Here is a 24,530-nt window from a genome sequence, read left to right on the forward strand (position 1 = left end):
AACGATCAGGCCAGGTGCACGAACTGACCTGACTTACGGTCGCGCTTGCGGTTATACATGCGGCTGTCCGCGATCTTGATGAGCCGGACATAATCACTGCCATCTTCTGGGAAGCTGGCCCAGCCTACCGACACACCAACACTGACAACGATGTCTTCGAGCGCAATCGGCTGCTCGACTATATTGCAGATTTTTTCGACGGTGTTGTTGATGTCGATAGAACTCTTGGTATCTTTCAACAGCAGCACAAATTCATCGCCACCATAGCGAGCGACTTCATCCGTCTCACGTATGGCCGAGCGCAAACGGGCAGCAATGACAACCAGCGCCTTGTCGCCTGCATCATGACCATGGTTATCATTAATATACTTGAAGCGGTCCAGATCAATAAACAACAGGGTAAAACCTTCGCTGGCACCTGGATTTTCCAAGGCCTGCTTTTGCAGGTAATTGATCTGGGTGAACAGGGATTCGCGGTTCGCCACCTGGGTCAGCTTGTCATAGCGCAGCTTGTTTTCCATTTCAATGAAAGTTTGTGCCAATGTGCCTATCTCATCCGTACGGCGGATTTGCAGGCTGGGCATGGGTTCACCATTGCCAAACTTTTCAGCAGCAGAAGTCAGCTTGCGTATATCACGTATCACACGTTCGACGATGGTCAGCCCTATGGTGAGGGCAAAGATGATACAGGCCAGCGCAATCACCATGCTCTGCATGAAACCCTGGTTGATACTGCTCATGAAGTCAGCACGCGGCACCGCGACGACGGTCAGCCAGTTCAAGCCCTGTTTGTTGCCCAGTGGTGAGATCGCCACATCAATGGTGCCATTGCTGAGCTCCATGGACTGCGTCTGGGTAGCCTGCAATTTCATGCCACCAACTCTTTGGAAAGTCTCACTGATCAAGGGTGTTTTCATGTCGATGGCACGCATGCGTTCAGGCACGCCATTCACCGTGCGCTCAGGCAGCTCCTGGCCAGAAGTGGCGACGATATAGCCATCCGCATCGACAATATAAGCCACACTGTTCTTGCTGATTTCGAGCTTGCGCAGAAAATTCGATAATTCCTTGAGCGTCAGGTCGGTTGCCATCACACCGGCAAATTCATGGTTCTTGTTAAAGACCGATTTTGCCAGCGTGATGGTCGGATAATGGAAAGAAAAATTATTATAGATTTTTGACCAGACTGGTCTTTCCGAGGTCTGTGCAATCTTGTACCAGGGACGCAAACGTGGATCAAAATCGTCGCTGCGCAAGATGTTCGAGCGGTCACCAACATGGCTGACACGATAGACTGTGCGTTTGTCGCCATCGGGCTCACGCCAGAACAATTGCACCATTTCACGAGACACCCTGTAAACACCGACAAAGCGCCCGTCACTACCGCCAAAATACACGTAGTTGTTAACATCCATGAACAAGCCGCTGGCCGCCCAGAATTTTTCTTCCAGGGCTTTCATGTCAGCAGAAAAATTTTGTTCTTTAGGCAAATTGCCAGGGCTAGGGGCAACTGACTCCAGCGCAATCAGGGCACCATCGAGATGTTTTTCGGTCGCCAGATTGATACGGTTGACCATATCGCCAAGTATGCGCTGCGTCAGTGTATAGACGGCATCAGTCCCGGCCTTCATGGAGACCCAGCCTATAGCGGCAGACACTCCTATCACCAGGACGATGATGGGTATCACCAATTCTCGACGCAAAGAAGAACGACTCATACTTGGGCTCAATCAGGCTCAAAAAAAAGCGATCGGAAATTCCGGTCCGGTATCCTGCGCTGCTCGCCCCCGCTATTTCAAGCCATCAAGGCGGCAAAATACATGAAGAAAAAATCAGGGGGCTTTAGTATATACCGTTAAAAATTGTTAAAACCAACTTATGTGACAACACAGAGATTAAATCTTGCGTATTGTGGTAATTGGACTGGCCAGATCAACGCAAAATACAAGGCCCAGCTTAAATTTCATCCATCTCTTTTATAAAATGAATCGGTTACTCTGATGAAAAATTTCTTTTGAGCAACCAACATACCATGGACTTATACGCCACCGATAGCGAAGTTATGCAGTTAGAGCAACGCTTGACCGGAACGGTGGTGCAAGAACAACTCGACGAGTTGCTCACACTGGCGTGGCACTTGCGTCAGCGCGATAGTGGCCGCGCCCTGAACCTCTGCGAGCAAGTCAGTAAATTGCTCAATACCTCCAGCCGGACAGACACCGACAAGGCCCTGGTCTATCTGCGCCTTCAATTGATCAGGGCAGAAGAAAAGTGGCTGCATGCTGATCTTGATAGCGCAGCAGCGATCATCCAGGCGATATTGCGCCACCCTGATGTACATCTTGACCCCGCCTGCCTCAGCGATGCACACCGCATGCTGGGCTTCATCTTCTCTGACCAGGGAAAGCATGTGGAATGCGACATAGAAATGGCCATTTCCATAGACGAGGCCAGCAAGGGTGATGATGTCTTGCGCAAGCAATGTACCGCCGCCGCACTGGCCAGGGTAGCGGTCTTGCGTGATGATAAATTGGCCAAATCTTACTTCGACCGCTATTTTTCCTCGAGGAATAGCCCAAAAGAAATCCACCCTGGCCTGGCCGCCCTGATGGATGATTTTCTTGGTTTGTATACAGGTTTGAATGGCCAGCTCGACGATTCTGTCGCCTACCTGAGCAAGGCTTATCAGGCCTGTCTCGATTCTGGCCAGATACGCCGTGCCATCCTGACCGCGGCCAATATAGGCTATTGCTATAGCAAGGCAAATGATTTTGAAGCTGCACTGGAATGGCTGCAAAAAGCATTGAAGCTGGCCAAACCCACAGGCTGGGCACCCAGCATAGGCAATTGCCTGATGCAAGTAGGCGACACTTTGCGCAAAATGGGTTCGCTCGATGCGGCAGACCAGGTGCTGCATGAAGCACTCGAACAGTTATCACGGCTGACAGGCTCACGTAATTATGCCTTGACCATCAGCGTCCTCGCTGACGTTGCCCTGGACAGGCGTGACTATCACCTGGCGCTGAATCTGTTCAGTCAGTTGGCAATGCTGCAAGGTGCGCAGGAACAAGCCGATTTGCAGGAAGCCGCCAGACAAGGGCAGACAAAGGCACAGGCCAGACTCAAACCCGCGAGTACTGAAGCAATAATTCACAAACCTGACACACTTGTTGCAAAGCGTTAATTGGTCTTGTGCAACATCTGACTAACTTGTATAAAGGAGCCAGCTCCAGCCACAGGCTGGATTACCACGAACTGCCGTGAGAATAGCCCCCATGCTGCGTCTGAAATCTCTCCTCGTTATTGCTCTGCCCGCTTGCGCCAGTATCACCATGGCGCAAGGTCTGCCCCTGCCGGACAAGGGCAAACTGCTGGCGACCGGCGGCGTAATACAACTGGAAGGCGCAGGCGGTGGTGGTCTGACGCCATGGGCGACGATTACCGGTTATGGCAGTGAAGACAGCTATGGCGTCAATGCCCATATCACCCAGGTCAGCACCCAGGACTATCGCCTGCAGACTGCTGGCATCGCTATCGGTATTGCCGACAAACTCGAGATGTCACTGGCAACACAAAAATTCACAGGCAGCCTGGCTCCTCTGGACAAACTCGAATTGCAACAGGATATTGTCGGCATCAAACTCAAAGTGGCAGGTGACCTGGTCACCGACCAGGACCAATGGCAACCTCAGGTTGCGTTGGGTGCCATGTACAAACGCAATCACGCTGTCAAAGGGCTGGAAGCCCTGGGCATCACCAACGTCAAACAGCTGGGTGCAGTCGACGACAGCGGCATTGATTATTATCTGTCGGCCACCAAGCTGCTACTTGATCATAGCCTACTACTGAATGGCACGTTACGTCTGAGCAAAGCCAACCAGATGGGCTTGCTGGGGTTTGGCGGCGACAAGCGTAACCATTACCAGTTATTGCCAGAAGTGTCGGTCGCTTACCTGCTCAACCGCAAGCTCGTCGCTGGCGTCGAATACCGCAGCAAACCGCAAAATCTGGCGGTCGATAATGAAAAGGCTTATTACGATGCCTTCCTTGCCTGGTTCCCCAGCAAATCAGTTTCACTGACACTGGCCTATGCCCATCTGGGTGACATTACCATCTTCAATCCAAAGAACCAGCGTGGCTGGTACTTGTCACTGCAAATCGGCAATTGAGGTTAAGCGCATGAAATTCATATCACCCACTCCCGCACTTGCCTCTTTGCTGTTTGCAGTAATGACAAACACTTCTGCAGTCCAGGCCCAGACGACACCGCAAACCCTGTATCAGGCTCTGGGTAGTGAAAGCGGCATCAGCCAGATCGTGGATGAAGCCGTGCGTATCATCCTGCAGGACGAGCGCATCAAGGCCAGCTTCAAGGAAACCAATATCCCCAGGCTGGCGCAATTACTGAAAGAACAGTTCTGCGTCATCAGTGCGGGCCCCTGCAAATACAGTGGGGATGACATGAAAACCGTGCATCAGGGTCTGGGTATCAATGCCGCACAATTTTATGCCCTGGCAGAAGATGTACAGATCGCCATGGACAAACTGGCCATTCCATCTGCTACACAAAACCGCCTGATGGCCTTGCTGGCTCCGATGAAACGCGACATCGTTTTCCCCAAGACGCAACCCTGATATTTTTATCTTTTTTTTGCATTAAATCTGAATCTGATTTTCAGTAGTCTTCGTACAAATAGCTGATACACGGTTCCCGTGTGAAATTGCCGCTTGATCAAGAGGAAATATAATGCAAATGAAGAGAAAATTCGTCGCCCTGGCCTTGTCAGGCAGTAGCGCCTTCTGCATGCAGGCCAGCTTGGCCCAGGACATGCTGAAACCTGATATGGGTAAGCTGACAGCCACCGGCGGCGTCAGCCAACTTGAAGGTGCAGGTGGCGGTGGCCTGACCCCATGGGCATTAATCACAGGTTACGGTACGCGTGACAGTTATGGTGCCAATGCCCACTACACACAAGTCAACACCCAGGACTACAGTCTGAAAACCTATGGCGTCGCGGTCGGGATTGCCGACCGGGTAGAACTGTCGCTCGCCAGCCAGGAATTCACAGGCTCGCTAGCTCCCTTGAATGCCTTGAATATCAAGCAGGATATCTTGGGCCTCAAAGTCAAACTCGCCGGTGATGCGGTATATGACCAGGACAGCTGGATGCCACAGATTGCCGTGGGTGCCATGTACAAGCGCAACAAGGGTATAGGCGGCCTCGGCGCATTGGGTGTGACGAACGTCAAACAACTCGGTGCCAAGGATGATAGCGGCATTGATTATTATTTTTCTGCGACCAAGATCCTGCTCGAACAAAGTCTGCTGCTGAATGGTACGGTGCGCATGACCAAGGCCAACCAGATGGGCATACTGGGTTTTGGTGGTGACAAAAAAGACAGTTATAAACCCATGCTGGAAACCTCAGTTGCTTATCTGATCAACCGCAAGCTGGCAGTTGGTGCTGAATACCGCATGAAGCCGCGTAATCTGGGCGTGGATAATGAAAAAGATTATTACGACGTGTTTGTCGCCTGGTTCCCGAGCAAGAATGTGTCTGTCACGGCGGCTTATGCAACGCTGGGCGACATCACTATCTTCAATCCCAAAAATCAGCGCGGCTGGTACTTGTCCCTGCAAACAGCATTCTGAGCGCCCTCTGAAAATCTATAAAAAAGACCTATCATGACTATTCTCTCCCGCCTGTGCAAAACCATCGTTGCTTCCACTTTGTTTTGCAGTTTATGTGCCAGCCTGCCTGCCCATGCGCAAACCGGCAATGACGCCCTGTATCAAAGTCTGGGTGGCAAAACCGGCATCAGTGCCTTCGTCAATTCCTTCGTCGCCATCGTGCTGGATGATGTGCGCATCAACAAGGCATTCAAAGATACGGATATTGAAAGACTAAACAGCCTGCTGACAGAACAATTCTGTGAACTCAGTGGCGGCCCTTGCAAATACAGCGGCCGTAGCATGGCCGAGGCGCACAAGGACATGCAAGTCACCAATGCCCATTTCAATGCGCTGGCAGAAGACTTGCAGATCGCCATGGAAAAACATGATGTACCATCATCCGTGCAAAACAAGCTGATCGCCAAACTGGCGCCAATGCAGCGTCCCATCGTGACCAAGTAAGCAATGAAAAGGCGGTAAAAAAAGATGAAGCTATTATTTTTGCAAAAGTATCGTACCTTGCTCACCCTGGCGCTGACGGTGACGTTGACGCTGGTGACAAGTTCACCCATGCTGGCACAGGCGGCAAAACTGAATTTTCAGGCAGTTGATAAAAATGGCAATGCCATGAGCGATGTCGTCGTATATGCGACACCAATAGGTGCGCCCTTGCCAGCCTCAGAAAAAGCCGAGGCCACGATATCGCAAAACGATATGCAGTTCTCACCTTATGTGACAGCGATACGCACGGGCTCGCAAGTCAAGTTTCCCAACTATGACAAGATGGAACATCATGTAAAGTCTTTCTCGGCCATCAAGGAATTTGAAATCAAGACTTACGAGCGCGGCGTGGTGCCCCCACCCGTTATCTTCGACAAACCCGGTATCGTCATCGTCTACTGCCTCTTGCATAACTGGATGCGTGCCTATGTACTGGTGCTGGACACCCCTTACTTCGTCAAGACGGATCAAAGCGGCGCAGCCATACTGGATAAACTGCCAGATGGCAATTACGAAATCAAGGCCTGGCACCCCAACCTCGGCAGTATCAAGCCGCCACTGGGCCAGACTGTCAAAGTCAATGATCAGACGACGCCCATCAAATGGCAGTTTGATTTTGTGCCTGTTCCAAGAAAATCGAAATCTACTGGTTACTAAATTCAGCAACCAATAGCGAGTAGTGAAGCAGGGCGCGGGTGCCCGGCTTCATTTTTTTGCGGCTGGTGAACTGTAATAGCTCACTACGCCTTGTTCACACTATCGAGCCAGGCTGCAAACTCTTTATCCATGCCCGTGCCCCATGACCTGACCAGGGATTGATAGCGTGGGTAATCACCACTACGGGTAAATATCAACATTTGCTCTATCTCTGGCCTATGTTTTTCCATCATGAAACGCACAGCGAGGTAACCCCAGCCATATATCCTGCCAGTGCCATTATTGTTTTCATAGCCTGTGTCGAATAACTGGCTTAGTGCGTAAGTCTTTTCTCCTGCGACCTTGATGGCAGCCAGGTTATCCTTGCCCTTGGAAACATACTCAGCAATGCCTTCCGTCCACCACACCAGATAAGGTGTCAGTGGCGCAGGCTTGGCGCAGTTTTCTGGTGGTGCATGCGAGTCATGCAGATTCGCGCAAAAGTCGCCATACAGATTGAATCGTCCGTCTAGGTAATGCACATATTCATGGCCGAGATTAAGCACGCTGCCATCTTTTTTCTGGTTCGCAACAAACTCGGCCTGGTTACCTGGCCGCTCAGGATAACCCTCCAGATACATGCCACCGTTATTGGTCGGCATATCAAAATGCTGGGTCGCGTATTTGACGAAGTCTTCTTTGGACTGGTAGATATTGGCTCTGAGGCTGCCGTTATGATCATCCTTTACCGGCTTGCCTGCGGTCCCGAAAATTCCATGGAACTGTTGTTCAAGCGCACCCAGCATCTCGCAAGACTTGCGCTCATCTTCCGGCGTCAGCGCCTGTGAACGCAGGCTCAGTGTAGGGCTGCACTGATGTATATGCGTCAGTACTTTTTGTATTTCCTGGTCACGCGCAAGTTCACGCGTCTCTCGTACCTGCTGCGGATTACTGCTGCAAGCGACCAGGCCCAAAGCCAGCAAAGGCAAGACCAACATCCCATTGTTTCTGAATTTCAACTCCGTCTCCTTTTTCCATTTCTTTGCTGCAAAACAAGATTACATCTTGATATCAGCGCGTTGTAAATACGCCGCAAATATTTTATAAATATACCTTAAATATATTTATATTGGTACATTTGAGTCCCGCCAGAATCCAGATTTCTTTTTTCCTGTCCTGATTCTGGTGGCAAATGGCCTGCGCATGCCCTTGGCAAACTCCACTGCTGCCAGAGGAAAAGCAGCGTGAAAACCCGGACACGAGCTGGTACCAAATAAAGAGAAGGCTGGCCTTGCCCTGTCATAAAAAGGCAGGAACCAGACCCGGAAGATATCCATGCACATGCAAATGCAAAGTGAATTGGAAATGGCTGTTCATTCGAGGGATTGAATAGTGAGACAGAGGGCGACCTCAAAACTATGGAGCATATGTTGAAAACTTTACCCAATATGAAAAAATCCGCACTGGCCATTTCCCTGGCATTGATCGGACTACAAGGCAGCTATGCGCAAGATGCTGCACCGGTACAAAAAGTGATCGTGACCGGTTCGAATATCAAACGCCTGGACAGCGAAACTGCGTCGCCAGTACAAGTCCTGACCCGCCAGGAAATCATGGACAGCGGTGCCAATACCGTCAAGGACATCCTCGACAATCTTAGCAATAATGACCGCAGTGCCATCAGCGACCTCGGTGGCGCCAACTCCTGGGCCAGTGGTGCATCTGGTGTATCGCTGCGCAACCTCGGTTTGTCTGCAACACTGACCTTGCTGAATGGCCGCCGCCTGCCCAGCTATGGCTTTGCTGATGGCTTGCAGGCTACCTTCGTGAATATCGATGCGATACCAGCGAATGCGATAGAACGCATAGAAATTCTCAAGGATGGTGCCTCGGCGATATACGGCTCCGATGCTGTGGCAGGTGTCATCAACATTATCACCCGCAAAGACTTCAAGGGCGTGACCCTGAATGCCAGTGCCCAGCAATCGCTGCGTAACAGCATGCTGAACAAATCCCAGACGGCTTCCATCACCTTGGGCGCTGGCGACATGGAGAAAGATGGCTACAATGTCTTTGGTCACCTGGAAGCTTATCACCGTGGCGCTTACAAAGACCGCGACATCTTTCCGCAACTGCCAGACTGGTACCTGAAAATGAATCCGGATCGCGCCACCCTGTCAACTGGCTCCTACCCCGGCAACTATACCGGGCGTTATCCAGCTAATTATGCAGACGCAAGTCTCGCGGGAAAATCGTTTACGACTGCTGCCCCAGGGTGCGCACCGGAATTGCTGGTTGGTGGTCTGTGCCGCTATGACTACTGGAAAGACAGCGACGCCAATCCTGCTGCTGACCGCATTGCCTTCTTCAGCATGGGTAGAAAAAAACTGGGCGACAACCTGACCGGTTTCGCCGAAGTCAATTTCTCGAATACCAAGAGTACTTACTACACCTCCGTCCCTCGCTCAAATATCACCGGCGTGCCACTGACCTGGTATGACTCCATCAAGGGGCAGATGCAGTATTTCACCGACCCGCAATTACCAGTTGGTCACGCTTTCAATCCTTATTCTTTCCCAGTCGGCTTGAACTACCGTTTTGCCGATAATCCCGAGATGTTCAAGAACGTGGGTGAAGCGAAGCAATACCGCGTGCTGGTCGGTCTGGAAGGCACGCACATGGGTTGGGAATGGGATGGTGCGATAGGCCGCATGAGTTCTACCGCAACCCAGAAGCAGCACCTGTACCGTGACCGCTATGGCTACTACGATGCCATCGTCAAGGGTGAATACAAATTTGGCGCAGTCAATCCACAATCCGTGCTCGACAAGATGTTCCCGGAAATGGGTTCACACGGCACCTCCACCCAAACCTTTTTGGACTTCAAGGCCTCGCGTGAATTGATGGCCCTGGGTGGCGGCCCCCTGCAACTGGCCACCGGCTTCGACCTGCGTCACGAAACTTTTGAACAGGCCAGCAGCGACAACGTATTGAATGCGCAAATCGTCCAGTTCAGCGGTGTCTCCATACAAGGCTCACGCAATGTCGGCGCCGCATTTGCTGAATTAAATGCACCTTTCACCAAGCAACTGGAGGGCAGTTTCGCCCTGCGCGCCGACAAATCCGGTACCACAGAAGCAGCGGTAGTTCCAAAACTGGGACTGTCGTACAAAGCCACGGATTTCCTGATGTTGCGCGGTACAGCCGCAGAAGGCTTCCGTGCTCCGAGCTTGCCAGAGACAGGCAATGGCGGCGCATCCTGGTTCAACAATGGCTACCTCGATCCCAAACGCTGCGCCATGGCGACACAAATGTCTGATGCCCTGAAAAAAGGCAACGCCATTGATCAGGCGAATGCCAGTGTTGCTTATAACCTCGGCTGCTCAGTCAGCTTCCCGGCGCGCGTCTTGCCCAACAAGGATTTGAAACCAGAAAAATCCAACAGCTTCACACTCGGCCTGGTCTTGCAAGCGAGCAAAGACACCAGCATCACCATCGACTATTACAACATCAAGCGCCGCGATGAAATTTCCGTACTCGGTGTCGATGAAACCCTGGCGAATGAAGATAAAAAAGCCGGTCTGGTGGAACGCGGCGTCATGACAACCCAGGACATAGAGCTGGCCCAGCGCGCATCCGAGCTGGCAGGCAAACCCCTGGGCTTCGCCATCGGCCCTATCGCCACCATCGGTGCGCAATATGCAAACCTGACCAAGACCAAAGTTGCCGGTGTTGATGTTGATGTCAACAGCAAATGGAATCTGGGTGGTGCAGGCAAACTCAGTACCGGTCTGGAAATGAATTACCAGACTGATTATCGTAGCTGGAGTTCCTTCACCAATGACTATAGCGAAAACTATGTAGGCCGACGTGGCGTACCAAAAATCCGCGCCATCGCCAAACTCGGCTGGGCCAACGGCGACTGGAACGCAGGCACCCGCATCTACTACACCAGCGGCACCACATTAAGCTGGGGCGACCTCGACAGTGCCAACACTGAGCAAGGTTGCATAGACCGTGGCGTCGCCGTCGATCAGTGCAAGGTTGCTGCCGACACGACAGTAGATTTTTCGCTCAATTACAAAGGCTGGAAAAACACGCTGCTGACCATGAACCTGTTCAACGCCTTCAACCGCGACACCGTCATGCAAATGCGTCCGGGCAGCCCATTGCCTTTGCGTGGACGTGTGTTGAAATTGTCGTTGGAGCATAAGTTTTAAGGCGGAAATTTAAAAGAAGAATCAAAGGCAATCAGATCAAAGTCAAGACAGGTAAATCAAACCGGTTTTGAAGTTGTGGTTGCCTTTGACTTTGCAGTTGCTTTGCAGTTGCTTTGCAGTTGCTTTGCAGTTGCAGTTGCAGTTGATTTTGACCTTCCGCAGTTCCCATGTGTCGGACCTTTCTTGGCGACGCAAGAAAGGTATGTAGCTGTCGGGCTACCCCCGACCGGCAATCTTAAATTACGCACGAGGATATTAAGAAAACAGGCACGCAATTACGATGGATCTGAAATTAATTCGCATTACAGTATGCCACGAACGCCGCTGGATTCCAGCTAACCCCATGCTGGAATGACGTAAATATGGACACGGCTGATTATCACGCGGCGGAATTGGCAAATTCCATCACTATGCCGATTTCGTCAAAACCACAAACACAAACCATCAAGACCCAAGCCCCCGCTTTATACTATCCTCCCCCGCATCCATCAACACCCACACCGGAGTTCCAGCATGACATCAGGCATAGGCGGTTCCACAGCAGCCCTAGAATTAGCCAGCATCCAGACAGACTTCAGCGATGTCAGCCCTATCAGCGCGGCTGAACGCCAGGCCAGGGTAGAAAAAGCCGCCAGGCTGATGCAGCAAAATGGCGTGGATGCCATGATCCTGCCTGCTGGCAGCAGCCTGTATTATTTTACTGGCCTGCGCTGGTATCCCAGCGAACGCCTGACGGCAGTAATACTGACGTCAGATGCGAAGCTGACTTATATCTGCCCCTATTTCGAAGAGTCCAAACTGCGTGAAACTCTGGGTGCAGATGCTGATATCCGCCTGTGGCAAGAAGAAAATGATCCTTGCCTGCTGATCAAAACATTCCTGCAAGATTCCGGCTATAAAAGTACTACCATCGCACTTGATGAAAATGCCGCCTTTTTTATTTTCGACGGATTGCGCCGCGCCTTGCCGCTGGCACAGATCATCAATGCCAGCAGCATCACGGCAGAGTGCCGCATGCACAAATCAGCTGCCGAATTGGCCATCATGCAACAGGTAAAGAACCTGACGCTGGAAGTGCAAAAAAAGGCAGCGAAGATTTTGCATGAAGGGATTTCTTCTTTTGAAGTTGCCCGCTTCATTGACCAGGCACACCGCGCTTATGGCGGCAGCCCATCAACATTTTGTATTGTCAGCTTTGGGGAAGCCACTGCCATGCCACATGGCCCGGATGCCGAGCAGTTCCTGCGTGAAGGTGACATGGTACTGATTGATACCGGCTGCAAGCTGCATGGCTATAACTCGGACATTACCCGCAGCTATGTGTTTGGCCCACCCAGCCAGCGCCAGCGTGATATCTGGGAACTGGAGAAAGCCGCGCAGGCAGCCGCATTTGATGCGGCACAGCCAGGTGTGCCTTGCGAACAGGTGGATGCGGCAGCGAGGAAGGTATTGGCCGCAGCTGGTTTTGGCCCAGATTATCAGTTACCTGGCCTGCCACACCGTACCGGCCATGGCATAGGCCTGGACATCCATGAATGGACTTACCTGGTCAAGGGTAATCAGCGCCCGCTGGCGGCTGGCATGTGTTTTAGCAATGAACCCATGATTTGCATAGAAGGCGAATTTGGCATACGCCTGGAAGATCATTTCTACATGACCGAACAAGGGCCACGCTGGTTCACGGGCCAAAGCCACGCAGTTGATACGCCGTTTGGCCATAATTGATATCTGCTACCGGCATCTTCCTTGCCGGTAGTATTTATTCACTTATTTACTCACTTATCTGCTTACTTATCTGCTTACTTATCTGCTTACTTATCTGCTCACTTAGTACTAACTTACTTGCTAACGGCGGTACTTTCTTTTTTCTTGGCAGGGGTTGGTGTTTTGACTGCATTCTTGGATTTGAGGAATACCGGTCCCCAGACAGGATGACCAATTTCAGCGGCTGACAGATTGAAAGTCGGATCCAGCTTCAGGGCCTTGTCAAATTGCTGTCGGCACAATTGCGTGCGGGAAGTCACGCAGTAACTGAAGGCCATGATCTTGAGTGCGCCCAGTTGCACATCCTTGTTATGACCGCTCCAGATTTCATTGCCGCCCAGTCTTTTAATGGCGCCATTGTAGTCACCACCGTCGTACAGGACCGTACCATCTTTCAATGCCTGCGCGTCCGGACTCAGCGCAGGAACCGTGGGCTCGACAGGAGGTGGTGGCGGCGGTGGTGGCGGTTCTTTTGGCTTCACTACAGGCTTGGGAGCCGGAGCCTGCTTGGGCGCCGTTTCACAGCCTTGCAGGAGGACACATGCCACCATCAGGCCAGCCACAGACAGCGTTTGGGCTAATTTATTCATTTTTATTACACTTTACTTATTCGTGAACTCATGTTCTATGGTTGCAGTAGTGGTTTTTCCGGCTTCGACTTCGGTAATAAAATCGGGGAAGCCAGGGTTAGTCACTCTGATCTTATGCTTGCCTGCAGCCAGACTTAAATGCTTGAGAGGCGGACTGGCCCCTTGCTGTACACCATCCACAAAAACCGTGCCCCAGGGCTTGATGGCCAGCTTGAGGTTAAGCTTGCTGGCCGCCGCAGCCTTGGCTGCCTTGACTTCTTTGAGGCGTGCCTGTGCAGCCTCGGTAAATTTGCCTTGCGGATATTGCTGCAAGTAGGCGTTCAAAGCCTCAGGCGTCACTGTATTATCGTCCTTGAGCTTGTCCCATGCCAGTTTTTCCGGATCTGGTTTGTCGGCAGCTTCTGCCACGCTCGCAGGTGCGGCCGCGACATTGCTGGCCGCCGTCGCAGTTTTTTCAGCCGGTGCTGTTGCGGCCACTGCTACGGCCACAGATGCCGGAGTGGGCACTGACTGCGCTGTTGATGCAGCAATGGAAGCAGGGCTTGGAGCAGCAAGCAAGGTTTGCCCGGGCTTGTTGGCCCCTTGACGACTGGCCAGATAAGCGATCACTACGACCAATGCGGCGGCTAGCGCCAGCAGGGGCATTAAAAGCTTGCTGGACTTTGCTGGCACTGCTGCCGCACCTTCTGCAGTTCTGGCTTCCGGCCTGTGTGTTTTAACGGCTGAGGTATCCTTGACGGGCAAGGCATGCACATGCTCCTGTCCCTCTGCCATGCCTGCTGTATGCTCCTCCCTACCCTTGCGCGCTTTGCGCACAGATGCAAACGAACTAATGCCCAGCAACTGACGGAATTCATCCATGCTTTGCGGGCGGTCTTGCGGCTGTATTGCCAGCGCATGGTCTATGCCTTTGAGGAACTTGGCACTGAAACCTGCATGCTCGCCATCCTGCAGGGGCAGCATGGTATCTTTGACGACCCGGCCCACTGATATCGGCGGCGGTGATTTCATGATCGCAAAGTACATGACCGCAGCCAGGGCATAGATGTCTGTCCATGAGCCCTGGGGCATTTCTACGTCGTCGGCATATTGTTCTATCGGTGCATAACCGGGCTTGAGGATGACCGTCATGCCTTGCGTCATGTCACCAATGATCTGGCGGGCAGAGCCAAAATCCAGCAAAACCGCTACGCCATTCTTTTGTACGATGATATTGTCAGGTGAAATATCCCTGTGCAGTATCTTAGAACGGTACAGGGTATCGAGTGCTTCCAGTATCTGCTTGAAGATAAACCGCAACCAGGCCTCGGTCACCAGCTTGGGGCGTTTATTGACGATTTGCTTGAGGGTATGGCCATCGTAATGGCGCATGACCATGTAAGCAGTCTTGTTTTCTTCCCAGAAACGGTACACCTTGACCAGCGAGGGGTGGTCAAATTGGGCCAGCAAACGCGCTTCATTGATAAAGCTCTTCAAGCCAGCCTCAAAGGTAGCCTTGTGCCGCTCTGACCTGACAGTCACGCTGGTATCGGCAGAACGCCCGGCCAGGGACCCCGGCATGTATTCCTTGATGGCAACTGTACGCTGCAGGGAATGGTCGAAGGCCAGATACACAATACCAAAGCCACCCTCACCCAATACCCCGGTGATTTCAAAGTCATTTAGCCGCGTGCCGACAGCGAGACAATTCTCGGTACCTGCATGGAATGCAGTTGGTGCTGCAGCGGCGAGTACTTTTTCTGTGTTCAAGGCTGACTCGGATCTTAGTTTCTTTATAGAAGCAGAAGCCATGTGTCGATCACATTCGCGGCTTCCAGTTCGGGTTAATTCAGCGTTTTACCTGCTCATCATGCAGACAAATTGCAAAAGCCGAGAAATTATCCCTGTTAATTGCCTTTGACGTACTAATATTTTTTTCTGCAATGGCATTCATTTTACTCAACCATGCCTCACTACTGTTGGTCGTTGCCAGGCAAAATTCCATTTCATGCTCAAGTACCCACTCCCAAAAGCCGTCTGTACACATGAGAAAAGCATCGCCATGACGTAATTCTAGGGCATCTGCCGTCACTTCGGGGGTGCTATCGCCTTCTGCACCGATGGCTGCAAACAAACGGTTGCGATGGGGATGCTGGCGTATGCGCGAGTAATCGGCCATGCCGGCATCGACCAGGCGCTGGGCCTGGCTATGGTCTTTCGAGACTGCCTTGAGCCGCCCCTGGCGAAACTGATAAACCCTGGTGTCTCCCATGTGCGCCCACAAGGCGCAACGGTTGGTCTGGTCTATCAATATAGCGGCGATGGTGGTGCTCATATGCCGCTGGCTAAGATGATCGCGCTTGCTTTGTGCCACTTTCAGGATGGCCCAGTCCAGATAAGAGCGCAAGGCCCGGGAACTGAACGAGGCTTCACGCACAAATTTTTCTATGACAGCATCAATCGCCAGCCTGGCCGCAATTTCACCACCAGAATGGCCACCAGTGCCGTCAGCCAGCACAAAACAGGCAAGTTCGTCCTCATTTGCCCATGCCAGCGCATCTTCATTGGTTTCCCGGGTACCGATGGCAGTAATTTGTGCAATGTCCAGACGCATGGCTATGCTTAAGTTAGGGTTATGCACAAAAAACTAGCGGTTTGACTCTGCTTTTTCTACTTCTTTTTCATAGGCAAGCAAAAACTCCTTGCCAAACATTGTCTGAAATTCATCCTTTTTGCCTGATGCAATACCCTCGTACAAAACATTAAACTGATCCCACATGGCAGCCTTGCGACGTCCAGGGTTGATCTGGTCCATCAGGCCAGGCGTACCCAGTTGCGCTTCCACATGACCAGGTTGCAAGGTCTTCAGGATGGCATCGGTCACTGCGCGGGTACCTGCGGCTACGCCCATCTGGTGAGTCCGTATGTCAAAAAAGGCATCTTCCATCGCCTCAGCCGGTGCCATAAAGCCTGGCATCTTTTTACGCAGCATCTGGGTCAGCACGGTTTTACTGTCAGGGAAAAATTTTAAGGGATTGTTTTCCCTTAAGACAACCATGGTTACTTCTGCTTTCACTTCACGCTTGAGCAGCGCGCGCTGGGACAGCTCCTCCATCGCGCCTTGCACTGAAGTTGCCATGAATTTGCCCAGGGTTTCCATCAATTCTACTGTCAGGCCAGAAGCGAGGTTCAATTGCTGCAAACCTGCGCCCTGCAAAAAGGCTTGCATGAGTTCATTGGCGTTGCCTGCGGCATGGCTGGATGTGGCCGCAGTAGCATAAGTAGCATTTGTCGTACCGGATGCACTTACAGGTTTGGCAACTTCAGCTTTCACAGCACTTGCTTGCACAGGCTCGGCATCAACAACTACAGCTTCAGCCTGAGCCAGGGGCTTGCTGTCCGTACCAGCAACATCTGCTGGCGCACTGGCTACTTCCGGACGCAACAGGAATTGTGGCGGCTGCGCAGGGGGAATGTCTTTGCCTGAAGGCAAACGTGTCACCGCGGGGCTGGCAGGCAAGGCGTCGGCCTGGTCATTTGCGCTTACTTCATCGCTGTGCACTTCAACGACAGTTTCGTCCTGCGCCTGCGCTTCACCAAGCACGGTATCAGCGGCAGTTTCAACTGCTTGCTCTTCTTTTGCATGTTCTCCGGCATGTTCTACGGCTTCGGCACGCAATACATACAAGCCTACCTGCAGCTGGTCCCCTGCCTGAAATTCAACATCAGTTTCTGCCACTATTTCCTTTCCATTGATAGAAACAGGATTGGCGAGGCTGAGGTTATGGATAAAGTGCCGGCTACCGGTACTCCAGATATTGGCCTGGGTACGGGAAACAAAGTGTTTGGGGTCTGGCAGTGCGAGGAAATTTTCTACATTTCGTCCCATCGTAGCTGGTTCCGGGCCGAATACAGCAGAAACCGGATCGGCTGGTGCTTCGTTATTGTATGAAACAACGGCAATTTTAATCATTAGTGGCACTCCAAAACCATTTTGTATCGCCTATAAAATAAGTATCCTGAACAGGCAGTTTGAGATAATCTTACGACAGTGCTTTTTATGCTGAACCTGGCAACATGAATGGCCGTAATGCGCAAATGCATGATTATTTGCCGCAATGACCACCAAGTTAATATCTTGCCATGTCAACATGAACTCGCAGCTTACCCGATTATCATCAAATCGGCGACTCGGGGAGGCCAAGTTTTACTGTTTGCAGCTTACATTGCGACAAAGTACGACACTTGATATCAATTAAATATCGGTTTCCAGACTTGGCAAATACCTTGGATGCCGCCGTGCAAGCTTAAGCATGATCTGCTTTTTATTGCTGTTATAGTATGCTGCCATTGACAAAATGGTGGCGCTTAAGGACGATTGTTATATATGAGGCAATGGTAATGAAAGATACTGAGCATAGTCAGCCTGCTCTGTCAGAAGTTACGGGGACATTTCATTATCAGGAATTGATTGAATCCCGTTTGGGTCAGCCAATTGCCACCGATTTGATTGAGGCCGAGGCGCAAAGGCTGGCCAACTCACCCGGTGCCCAATTGGCGGCTGGCCGCACAGCCCTGGGCTGGTCCATTGAACAGGTGGCAGCGCAACTGAAATTGGCACCGCGTCAGATCATCGCGCTGGAAAAAGACGACTATCCCGCCCTGCCGGAGGCGGCGATAGTCAAAGGCTTCACACGCGCCTATGCGAAGCTGGTCAAACTCGATCCCGAACCTATCCTGGCCTTGACGGCAGTAGATACGGACAAAAAACGGCAAGCAGCAGCGAACACAGATAAATCCCGCCGCCCTGGCAGCCCCACGCAAAACCAGGGTTATGCATTGGGTATTTATATCTGCCTGTTTATTGCGGCAGCCCTGGCTTACGCCTATTTCAATTTACAGCACTAACCGTACCCTGCTTATCTCAAACTATTCTTCAGGGTAGGGATTAGTTAAGCCTGATCAGAAGTTATACGAACCGGTCAGGTAAAAAGTCCTGCCCAGCGCATCGGTATAACGGCCATCGTAACCAACCTGGTCACCATTGCCCTCTTTAAGTGACAAAGGCGGGTTGACATTGAACAGATTGCGCACGCCCACAGTCAATGCCAGGTTCTTGCGCAATTGCGCCCGGGTCTGCCAGTCGAATGTGGTGTAAGACGCAACATCGCGCTTGACCGTGACAAAGTCGCCAAAACTGCCGTTCGCATTCACTTCACGCACAGAGGCCGAGGCATCGTGATAACCGGAGCGATAATTCATCGTCAGTGCATGGGTGAAGATATCTGACGTCTTCAGCGTCGCCACCAGTCTGCTGATGACACGGAAAGCCACCGCGTTGTTTTCATCATAACGACCAACACTGTGCACCGTCGGGCTACCTGGAATATCAAAGTCAGACATCAGCATATAAGTGCCGGTCCAGTTCAAAGCCAGCTTGCCCAAGGGCGTCGCTGTCTTGAAGCTATGGTCCCAGTCTATGCCGCGATAATGCGCATTGGCGATATTGTAGGAAGGCAGGGTTCCCACCAGGATATTGCCGCCCTGGCCTGGTTCATAGAAAGTCGAAAACAGGTTTTGATAACGCTCGGGGTGACCAAAGACGATCGCTTCCGGCAATTGCGCAATCTGGTTTGCCATCTTGACATCCCACAGGTCCAGACCCAGAGAGAGGCTGGATGTGGGTTCTATGCGTATGCCCATGCTGGCTTGTTTGGATTCTTCTGGCTTCAAACCGTTTTCACCCGTCAGGCGGTTACCACCAGTCAACACGTCATACTGGGTAGATCCCATGCAATTCACAGCACGCGGATCAGGTGACTTGACAGGGCAAGGGTAAGTGCCGCCGGTATTGCCGCTGTGTGTCAGTGGCGAAGTGATATCGCTCATGCTGGCCATCTTGAAACCCGTGCCATACGAAGCACGCAACAAGAGATTATCAAATGCGCGGTAAGCAGCAGACAGTTTGTAAGTCAGCTTGTCAGCCTTGTTACCCTGCGTGGCAGAGGCGATGGGCTTGCCCTGTTCATCAAAATTGGCAGTATTGGTGACGGCGCTGTAATCATCGTAGCGCAAGGCGGCAGTCACATCGAATTGCTTGCTGATTGGGAGCAAGAGTTCGGCAAAGCTACCCCAGTTTTTGCGGCTGGCCGCAATCGGCAAATCACCAGGAGAATCCCCCAAAGGGGCATCGGTATAATTTGGTTGCAGCGCATTGGTGCCCATGCCTATAGGCGTGGCAAAGTAGTCATAGCGTTGCTTGCTGAAATCCACACCCAGGCCCAGTTGCGATTTACCGCTGCCTATCGCAAACAGCTCACGCGAACCACGCAGGCTAAATACATCCAGTGTACTCTTGGAGCTTGACCAGTTTTCATGCAAGACAGCAGGTGCTAAAATCGCAGCAGAAGAACCGGCAGGTGCAAAAGGATCATATTGGCCACTATCGACTATTGCATAAAACTTGTCCTTGCTCAAAAACCCACCGGCGAAATCACGGCTGCGTTTGGAGATGGAATGTGTGTAAGACAGGTTATAGTCAAATCCAAAGGCGTTGCCTTCTGCACCCAGCACCAGATGTTGTGCTTCCGTGGTGTAGGCAGTATTGCGGCCACCTGCATCAGATATGCGCAGACGCATCCTTGCTGAATCAAGATCAGCCGGATTGACACCCAGACCCGCCAGGTATGGTGTCACGTATTTGGCGAACAAGGGGCTGTCCAGCCCCAGGTTCAAGGGTTGTGCAGCCGCCGCATAGCGGCCGGTTTGCTTGAATTTGGATACCACTGCTTCAGCAAAAATAGTGCTGTCGCTATTAAGCTTATAGTTCAGTGAAGAAAACAGGCTGTCGCGTTTTGATTCCGGGATCAATTGCACGGTAGATGCATAATCGTAGCGACAGCGGTTTTCTACCTGAAAGGTGTTGGCCCCACAGACTTTGTCTTTCAAATAATTGGGAGAAAACAGGATGGGGTCAGCACCGCTCTTAAAATTCAATTGTGCGATTGCGGGGCTGGAATTGTCTGATAAAAACCAGGTCGCATAGTTTTTTCCATTGGCTGAAAATCTTCTGACACCGGTATCAGCAAACGAACGTTGATTGGCATTGAGCATGCTCTGCTCATCATGGCTGTACGACAGCAAAACGTTGTAGCCATCTTTTTCGAGATCACCAAAGCCTTTTGAAATTCCAATGCGATATGATTTTCCACCGGACTCTTGCGGACGGGTATAACTGAAATCAACGGCAGCATCCGTTTGATTTTTCCGCAAGATAAAGTTAACGACACCAGCAATCGCGTCAGACCCGTACAGGGTTGAAGCACCATCAGTCAGAATTTCTACTCGCTCAACCGCGGACAAGGGAATACTTGCCAGGTTAACGGTACTGCCTGCACCATATGAAGCCAGCCTGTGGCCATTCAACAAGACCAGAGTATATGCCGCACCAATATTATGTATAGACGCAGTCTGCAAACCGCCGCCACCGCCATTGATGGTCTGATTGGCAGTAGCAAAACCCTGCATGCTGGGCAGGGCGGCGATCAGGCTTTCTACATTGGTTGCGCCACTTTTTTCTATGTCAGCGCGTGACAAGGTCTGCACTGGCAAGGCCGTTTCCTGATTAATGCGCTTGATGGATGAACCTGTCACTTCCACACGCTGCATAGGTGCAATCGTATCTTGCGCCTGGCTGGCACCCGCGACAATACTCAAGCCTAGTCCGCTGGCGAACATCAGTCTCAGTGAATGGGATAATACTTTTTCTTTCATTTTGTCTGCTCCGGATCTGGATAATATTTCTTGATTTTTTTGCTTGCTGTCTTGCTTGCTGATTTGGATATTTCATATAAATTGAAACATGCTTGCAGGCTTGCCTGAGCACACGGCAAGTTGTGGCTTTTCCGTTTTCCCTAATCCATTATGTGAATTAGCTGATGTACAGCACACACCGTCTGGATCTCAAACTGCGTGCTTGTTCAGGTGATGCTGTGAAATGCCAGGGCTAACATGAAAAGGGATGGTCTTACTCCAAATAAAAATCTACAGTTCAGTCATTTCCCTGCATGCTTTTATCAAGCTGGCCCTGCTTCTTTGTCCCGTTTCTTAACGCTACCTAGCCATTCATTTTTCATGAATCTATCCATGTCATTTTTTAATATATCATAAATATATTTTAAATATACATGAAAATTTGCACATATCTTGAGCAGATGAATATCGTTTTTACTGTGCCAATTTCCCTGCGTGAGCACAGCAAAAACGTCAAGACAGTGAACCATATGCTCTTTAAGCTCACGCATTTGATCTGGGGCATATGCATGCTTATAAAAGCTGAATTTGAACAAAGACTCAGCGAACTGCGCAAGCGCATGCTTAGCGAAGATCGGCAAGCCTTGCTGGTTTTTTCCCTGGATAATCTGCGTTATCTCACTAATTATTCTGGCGAAGCGGCTTATGGCATCGTCACGCTGGAGAAGGTCTTTTTGATTACCGATTATCGGTTTATGGAACAGGCAAAAGAAGAGTGCTTTGACTGCCATCTAAAATGCCGTGACCGGGATCAGCAAAGCCTGGGACAGGCGATACGGCAAGTGCTGGATGCCCAAGGTATCACCCGGCTATTGTTTGAAGCTGCACATATTAATACGCAGGTGTGGGCAGGCATAGTGCAAGAATTAAATGGCATTATCTATACGGCCAGCGCAGGTCTGGCAGAAGATCTGCGCAAGACCAAGGACGAATGGGAGATTGCGCAAATCCGTAAAGCAGCAGCAATTGCCGACCAGGCCCTGCAAGACAGTTTGCCATTAATAAAACCTGGCATCAGCGAGCGCGCCTTTGCACTGGAACTTGAATACCGCATGCAACAACTGGGATCAGAAGGTCTGTCGTTCCCAAGCATAGTCGGATTTGGCCCGCGTTCTGCCCTGCCGCATTGCATTCCCTCGTCCAGGGCTCTGGCTGAAGGTAACCTCATCGTCATCGATTTTGGCGCAGTGATTAACGGCTACCGCTCGGACATGACACGCAGCTTCGTCGCAGGCAAGGCCAATGCACAACAAAGAAATATATTCGATACCGTGCAACGCGCGCAACAGGCAGCACTGGATAGTCTGCATGCTGGTCAAATCGCCACTGCAGTAAGTGCTGCTGCCAGCAATGTTTTACAGGCCTCGGAATTTGCCTCCCATACCAGTACTGGCCTGGGTCATGGCGTAGGCATACAGTTGCATGAACAACCTTTCATCAGCCCGGTTTGCCACGACACTTTACAAACCAACTACGTCATCACCATAGAACCCGGCATCTATATTCCAGGCTATGGCGGTGTACGTATAGAAGATGACGTAGTCGTACTCGCTGATGGCTACAGCTTTATTAGTCATGCGCCCAAGCTCTTTGAGCTGGAAATTTAAAAACTACTTATGTCCTCTACCCCACTCTCTTCGGGTCGCAGTCCTTTCCATAAAAATTTCTATGTCGCAAACAGCATGGAAATTTTTGAACGCCTGGCCTGGTATGGTTTTTTCACGCTGTCTTCTTTATATATGACCAGCCCGGTCTCACAAGGTGGACTGGGTTTGAATGACCAGGAGCGCGGTTTCTTGCAAGGCATGATCCCCTTCCTGCTATACCTGCTGCCGGTGATTACTGGTGCACTGGCTGACCGTTATGGTTACCGGCGCATGTTCCTAATCGCATTTAGCATCATGAGCCCGGCTTATTTCCTGCTGGGGCAGGTACATGGCTTCTGGAGTTTCTGCGCCGTCTTCCTGGCTGTGGCTGTCGGTGCTGCCTGCTTCAAACCGGTGGTAGTTGGCACCATAGGCCGCACTACCGACGACACAAATCGTGGTCTGGGTTTTGGTGTGTTTTATACCATGGTGAATATTGGTGGTTTTCTGGGGCCACTGGTAGCTGGTTATGTGCGTGCCATTAGTTGGAACATGGTATTTCTGATGTCTTCATTCTGGATCTTGCTGAATTTCATACCAGCGATTTTTCTGTACAAGGACGGCGATCATCATGAGGGCGGCACAGACCAGCGCGGCTTGCGTCAGGTATTACGGGAAACCCAGGAAGTTCTGGGCAATGGCCGGCTTGCCTTGCTGGTGGTGCCAGCCATCATAGGCATCATGGTGGCGGCCAAAGGTGGCATCAGCTATGCACAATATTTCATGGCCATGGCAGGCTGGATAGGTATCAACCTGATCTGGAGTGTGCTGAATAAATCTGGCAGCCAGCAGCACTGGTACCAGCAAGGCATACGCATAGGCAATGCACAATTCGTGATTTACCTGCTCATCATGACAGGCTTCTGGACTATCTATAACCAGCTCTTCATCACCCTGCCTTTATACATACGTGATTTTGTCGATACCACCGACCTGGTACTACTGATAAGCAAATTCAGCCCCTCGGCACTGAATTTTTTGGCAGCAGTCAATGTAGAACAATTGACGGCCGTCTTGCCTGGCCTGGCTGCCAAGCTGGGGACATATGCAGATCCCCAGTTATTGGAACAATTACGACTGGAACTGGTGAACTACAAAGTCATGCCACCACTTGAACAACTGCAGTCAGGCTTGCAGGCTTTGCATGCGGGCCAGATCAGTGCTACACAACTTGCCACGGACTGGAGCCAAGTTTACCGTCAGGTCAATCCTGAATACATCGTCAACCTGGATTTTGGTGCTGTCGTGCTCTTGCAAATTGCTATCAGCACTTATGTGCAGCGCTGGAAAGCCTTGCCTGTGCTGGTCATAGGCACGCTGGTGCTGAGCCTGAGCCTGTGGATGGCGGGCCTGTCAAATGCCTTGTTGTTTGGCGGCTCGAGTGTGTGCATGGCTGTGTTTGTCTTTGCTTTGGGTGAGATGATCGCTTCACCGAAGAGTCAGGAATATGTGGCAGCAATTGCACCGAAAAGAAAAACCGCGATGTTCATGGGTTACTACTTTGTCTCGATGGCACTCGGCAATTTGTTTGCCGGGCTTTTGTCGGGATGGTCGTATACCGTGCTGGCGCGGCAAATGCATCAACCAATGTTGATGTGGAGTTTGTTTGGGGGGATAGGGCTTATTACTTCTGTTGCGCTGCTGGTGTTTAATGTGCGGCTGAAGGAGGCTGTGCAGGGCTTTGCGGTGGCGACATAGCCTGCATGCG

General features: G+C 51.3%; 19 protein-coding genes. 11 read left to right on the forward strand and 8 right to left on the reverse strand.

Annotation, left to right across the window (positions count from 1 at the left end; genetic code table 11):
- Nucleotides 1-5: 5 nt before the first annotated feature.
- Nucleotides 6-1,718, reverse strand: coding sequence for a diguanylate cyclase domain-containing protein (locus tag ACO0LG_RS04280; protein WP_423023672.1), 1,713 nt, complete (start codon nt 1,716-1,718; stop codon nt 6-8).
- 296 nt (nt 1,719-2,014) lie between these two features.
- Between ACO0LG_RS04280 and ACO0LG_RS04285 the strand changes: the two genes are divergently transcribed.
- From ACO0LG_RS04285 to ACO0LG_RS04310, 6 genes are all read left to right on the forward strand, one after another.
- Nucleotides 2,015-3,184 (forward strand): tetratricopeptide repeat protein, encoded by a 1,170-nt coding sequence (locus tag ACO0LG_RS04285; protein WP_423023674.1) that lies wholly within the window; start codon nt 2,015-2,017, stop codon nt 3,182-3,184.
- Nucleotides 3,185-3,275: 91 nt separating this feature from the next.
- The gene (locus ACO0LG_RS04290; RefSeq protein WP_423023676.1) at nt 3,276-4,169 is read left to right on the forward strand and encodes a DUF3034 family protein; all 894 of its coding nucleotides are present in this window, start codon (nt 3,276-3,278) and stop codon (nt 4,167-4,169) included.
- Nucleotides 4,170-4,179: 10 nt separating this feature from the next.
- Nucleotides 4,180-4,635, forward strand: a complete 456-nt coding sequence (locus ACO0LG_RS04295) for a group I truncated hemoglobin (RefSeq protein WP_423023678.1) — start codon at nt 4,180-4,182, stop codon at nt 4,633-4,635.
- A 169-nt stretch (nt 4,636-4,804) separates the two neighbouring features.
- Nucleotides 4,805-5,653, forward strand: coding sequence for a DUF3034 family protein (locus ACO0LG_RS04300; protein WP_423024414.1), 849 nt, complete (start codon nt 4,805-4,807; stop codon nt 5,651-5,653).
- A 33-nt stretch (nt 5,654-5,686) separates the two neighbouring features.
- Entirely contained in the window at nt 5,687-6,136 is a 450-nt protein-coding gene (locus ACO0LG_RS04305; protein WP_423023680.1) for a group I truncated hemoglobin, read from the forward strand.
- A gap of 24 nt (nt 6,137-6,160) precedes the next feature.
- Nucleotides 6,161-6,832, forward strand: a complete 672-nt coding sequence (locus ACO0LG_RS04310) for a methylamine utilization protein (RefSeq protein WP_423023682.1) — start codon at nt 6,161-6,163, stop codon at nt 6,830-6,832.
- A gap of 83 nt (nt 6,833-6,915) precedes the next feature.
- On the opposite strand, the gene ACO0LG_RS04315 is transcribed toward ACO0LG_RS04310, so the two are convergent.
- Nucleotides 6,916-7,830 (reverse strand): collagenase, encoded by a 915-nt coding sequence (locus ACO0LG_RS04315; protein WP_423023684.1) that lies wholly within the window; start codon nt 7,828-7,830, stop codon nt 6,916-6,918.
- A gap of 429 nt (nt 7,831-8,259) precedes the next feature.
- Here ACO0LG_RS04315 and ACO0LG_RS04320 point away from each other — a divergent pair, with 429 nt between their 5' ends.
- Both ACO0LG_RS04320 and ACO0LG_RS04325 read left to right on the forward strand, forming a co-directional pair.
- Entirely contained in the window at nt 8,260-11,031 is a 2,772-nt protein-coding gene (locus ACO0LG_RS04320) for a TonB-dependent receptor plug domain-containing protein (RefSeq protein WP_423023686.1), read from the forward strand.
- A 513-nt stretch (nt 11,032-11,544) separates the two neighbouring features.
- Nucleotides 11,545-12,756: a M24 family metallopeptidase gene (locus ACO0LG_RS04325; RefSeq protein WP_423023688.1), complete on the forward strand. Its 1,212-nt coding sequence runs from the start codon at nt 11,545-11,547 to the stop codon at nt 12,754-12,756.
- Nucleotides 12,757-12,869: 113 nt separating this feature from the next.
- On the opposite strand, the gene ACO0LG_RS04330 is transcribed toward ACO0LG_RS04325, so the two are convergent.
- The 4 genes from ACO0LG_RS04330 to tagH form a co-directional block, all read right to left on the reverse strand.
- Nucleotides 12,870-13,385: a TssQ family T6SS-associated lipoprotein gene (locus tag ACO0LG_RS04330; RefSeq protein WP_423023690.1), complete on the reverse strand. Its 516-nt coding sequence runs from the start codon at nt 13,383-13,385 to the stop codon at nt 12,870-12,872.
- Between the two features lie 12 nt (nt 13,386-13,397).
- A complete protein-coding gene (locus tag ACO0LG_RS04335) occupies nt 13,398-15,134 on the reverse strand; it encodes a protein kinase domain-containing protein (protein WP_423023692.1) in 1,737 nt (578 codons plus the stop codon).
- A gap of 79 nt (nt 15,135-15,213) precedes the next feature.
- A complete protein-coding gene (locus ACO0LG_RS04340; RefSeq protein ID WP_423023694.1) occupies nt 15,214-15,978 on the reverse strand; it encodes a PP2C family protein-serine/threonine phosphatase in 765 nt (254 codons plus the stop codon).
- A gap of 33 nt (nt 15,979-16,011) precedes the next feature.
- Nucleotides 16,012-17,337, reverse strand: a complete 1,326-nt coding sequence (gene tagH, locus ACO0LG_RS04345) for a type VI secretion system-associated FHA domain protein TagH (RefSeq protein ID WP_423023696.1) — start codon at nt 17,335-17,337, stop codon at nt 16,012-16,014.
- Between the two features lie 428 nt (nt 17,338-17,765).
- Between tagH and ACO0LG_RS04350 the strand changes: the two genes are divergently transcribed.
- A complete protein-coding gene (locus ACO0LG_RS04350; RefSeq protein ID WP_423023698.1) occupies nt 17,766-18,272 on the forward strand; it encodes a helix-turn-helix domain-containing protein in 507 nt (168 codons plus the stop codon).
- Between the two features lie 54 nt (nt 18,273-18,326).
- On the opposite strand, the gene ACO0LG_RS04355 is transcribed toward ACO0LG_RS04350, so the two are convergent.
- Both ACO0LG_RS04355 and ACO0LG_RS04360 read right to left on the reverse strand, forming a co-directional pair.
- On the reverse strand, nt 18,327-21,137 hold the full coding sequence (locus tag ACO0LG_RS04355) for a TonB-dependent receptor (protein WP_423023700.1): 2,811 nt from the start codon (nt 21,135-21,137) through the stop codon (nt 18,327-18,329).
- Between the two features lie 302 nt (nt 21,138-21,439).
- Nucleotides 21,440-21,667, reverse strand: a complete 228-nt coding sequence (locus ACO0LG_RS04360; RefSeq protein ID WP_423023702.1) for a hypothetical protein — start codon at nt 21,665-21,667, stop codon at nt 21,440-21,442.
- Between the two features lie 18 nt (nt 21,668-21,685).
- Between ACO0LG_RS04360 and ACO0LG_RS04365 the strand changes: the two genes are divergently transcribed.
- A complete protein-coding gene (locus ACO0LG_RS04365; protein WP_423023704.1) occupies nt 21,686-22,783 on the forward strand; it encodes a M24 family metallopeptidase in 1,098 nt (365 codons plus the stop codon).
- A gap of 75 nt (nt 22,784-22,858) precedes the next feature.
- Nucleotides 22,859-24,520, forward strand: coding sequence for an MFS transporter (locus tag ACO0LG_RS04370; RefSeq protein WP_423023706.1), 1,662 nt, complete (start codon nt 22,859-22,861; stop codon nt 24,518-24,520).
- Nucleotides 24,521-24,530: the final 10 nt, after the last annotated feature.

This window comes from Undibacterium sp. Ji42W, from assembly GCF_049340405.1.
GTDB lineage: Bacteria > Pseudomonadota > Gammaproteobacteria > Burkholderiales > Burkholderiaceae_D > Undibacterium.

Excerpts from the sequence above, each read along its gene's own strand:
- ACO0LG_RS04280 (WP_423023672.1), bottom strand. The coding sequence starts at position 1,718 with ATGAGTCGTTCTTCTTTGCGTCGAGAATTGGTGATACCCATCATCGTC.
- ACO0LG_RS04290 (WP_423023676.1), top strand. The coding sequence starts at position 3,276 with ATGCTGCGTCTGAAATCTCTCCTCGTTATTGCTCTGCCCGCTTGCGCC.
- ACO0LG_RS04295 (WP_423023678.1), top strand. The coding sequence starts at position 4,180 with ATGAAATTCATATCACCCACTCCCGCACTTGCCTCTTTGCTGTTTGCA.
- ACO0LG_RS04300 (WP_423024414.1), top strand. The coding sequence starts at position 4,805 with ATGCAGGCCAGCTTGGCCCAGGACATGCTGAAACCTGATATGGGTAAG.
- ACO0LG_RS04305 (WP_423023680.1), top strand. The coding sequence starts at position 5,687 with ATGACTATTCTCTCCCGCCTGTGCAAAACCATCGTTGCTTCCACTTTG.
- ACO0LG_RS04310 (WP_423023682.1), top strand. The coding sequence starts at position 6,161 with ATGAAGCTATTATTTTTGCAAAAGTATCGTACCTTGCTCACCCTGGCG.
- ACO0LG_RS04320 (WP_423023686.1), top strand. The coding sequence starts at position 8,260 with ATGAAAAAATCCGCACTGGCCATTTCCCTGGCATTGATCGGACTACAA.
- ACO0LG_RS04325 (WP_423023688.1), top strand. The coding sequence starts at position 11,545 with ATGACATCAGGCATAGGCGGTTCCACAGCAGCCCTAGAATTAGCCAGC.
- ACO0LG_RS04330 (WP_423023690.1), bottom strand. The coding sequence starts at position 13,385 with ATGAATAAATTAGCCCAAACGCTGTCTGTGGCTGGCCTGATGGTGGCA.
- ACO0LG_RS04340 (WP_423023694.1), bottom strand. The coding sequence starts at position 15,978 with ATGCGTCTGGACATTGCACAAATTACTGCCATCGGTACCCGGGAAACC.
- tagH (WP_423023696.1), bottom strand. The coding sequence starts at position 17,337 with ATGATTAAAATTGCCGTTGTTTCATACAATAACGAAGCACCAGCCGAT.
- ACO0LG_RS04350 (WP_423023698.1), top strand. The coding sequence starts at position 17,766 with ATGAAAGATACTGAGCATAGTCAGCCTGCTCTGTCAGAAGTTACGGGG.
- ACO0LG_RS04355 (WP_423023700.1), bottom strand. The coding sequence starts at position 21,137 with ATGAAAGAAAAAGTATTATCCCATTCACTGAGACTGATGTTCGCCAGC.
- ACO0LG_RS04360 (WP_423023702.1), bottom strand. The coding sequence starts at position 21,667 with ATGCGTGAGCTTAAAGAGCATATGGTTCACTGTCTTGACGTTTTTGCT.
- ACO0LG_RS04365 (WP_423023704.1), top strand. The coding sequence starts at position 21,686 with ATGCTTATAAAAGCTGAATTTGAACAAAGACTCAGCGAACTGCGCAAG.
- ACO0LG_RS04370 (WP_423023706.1), top strand. The coding sequence starts at position 22,859 with ATGGAAATTTTTGAACGCCTGGCCTGGTATGGTTTTTTCACGCTGTCT.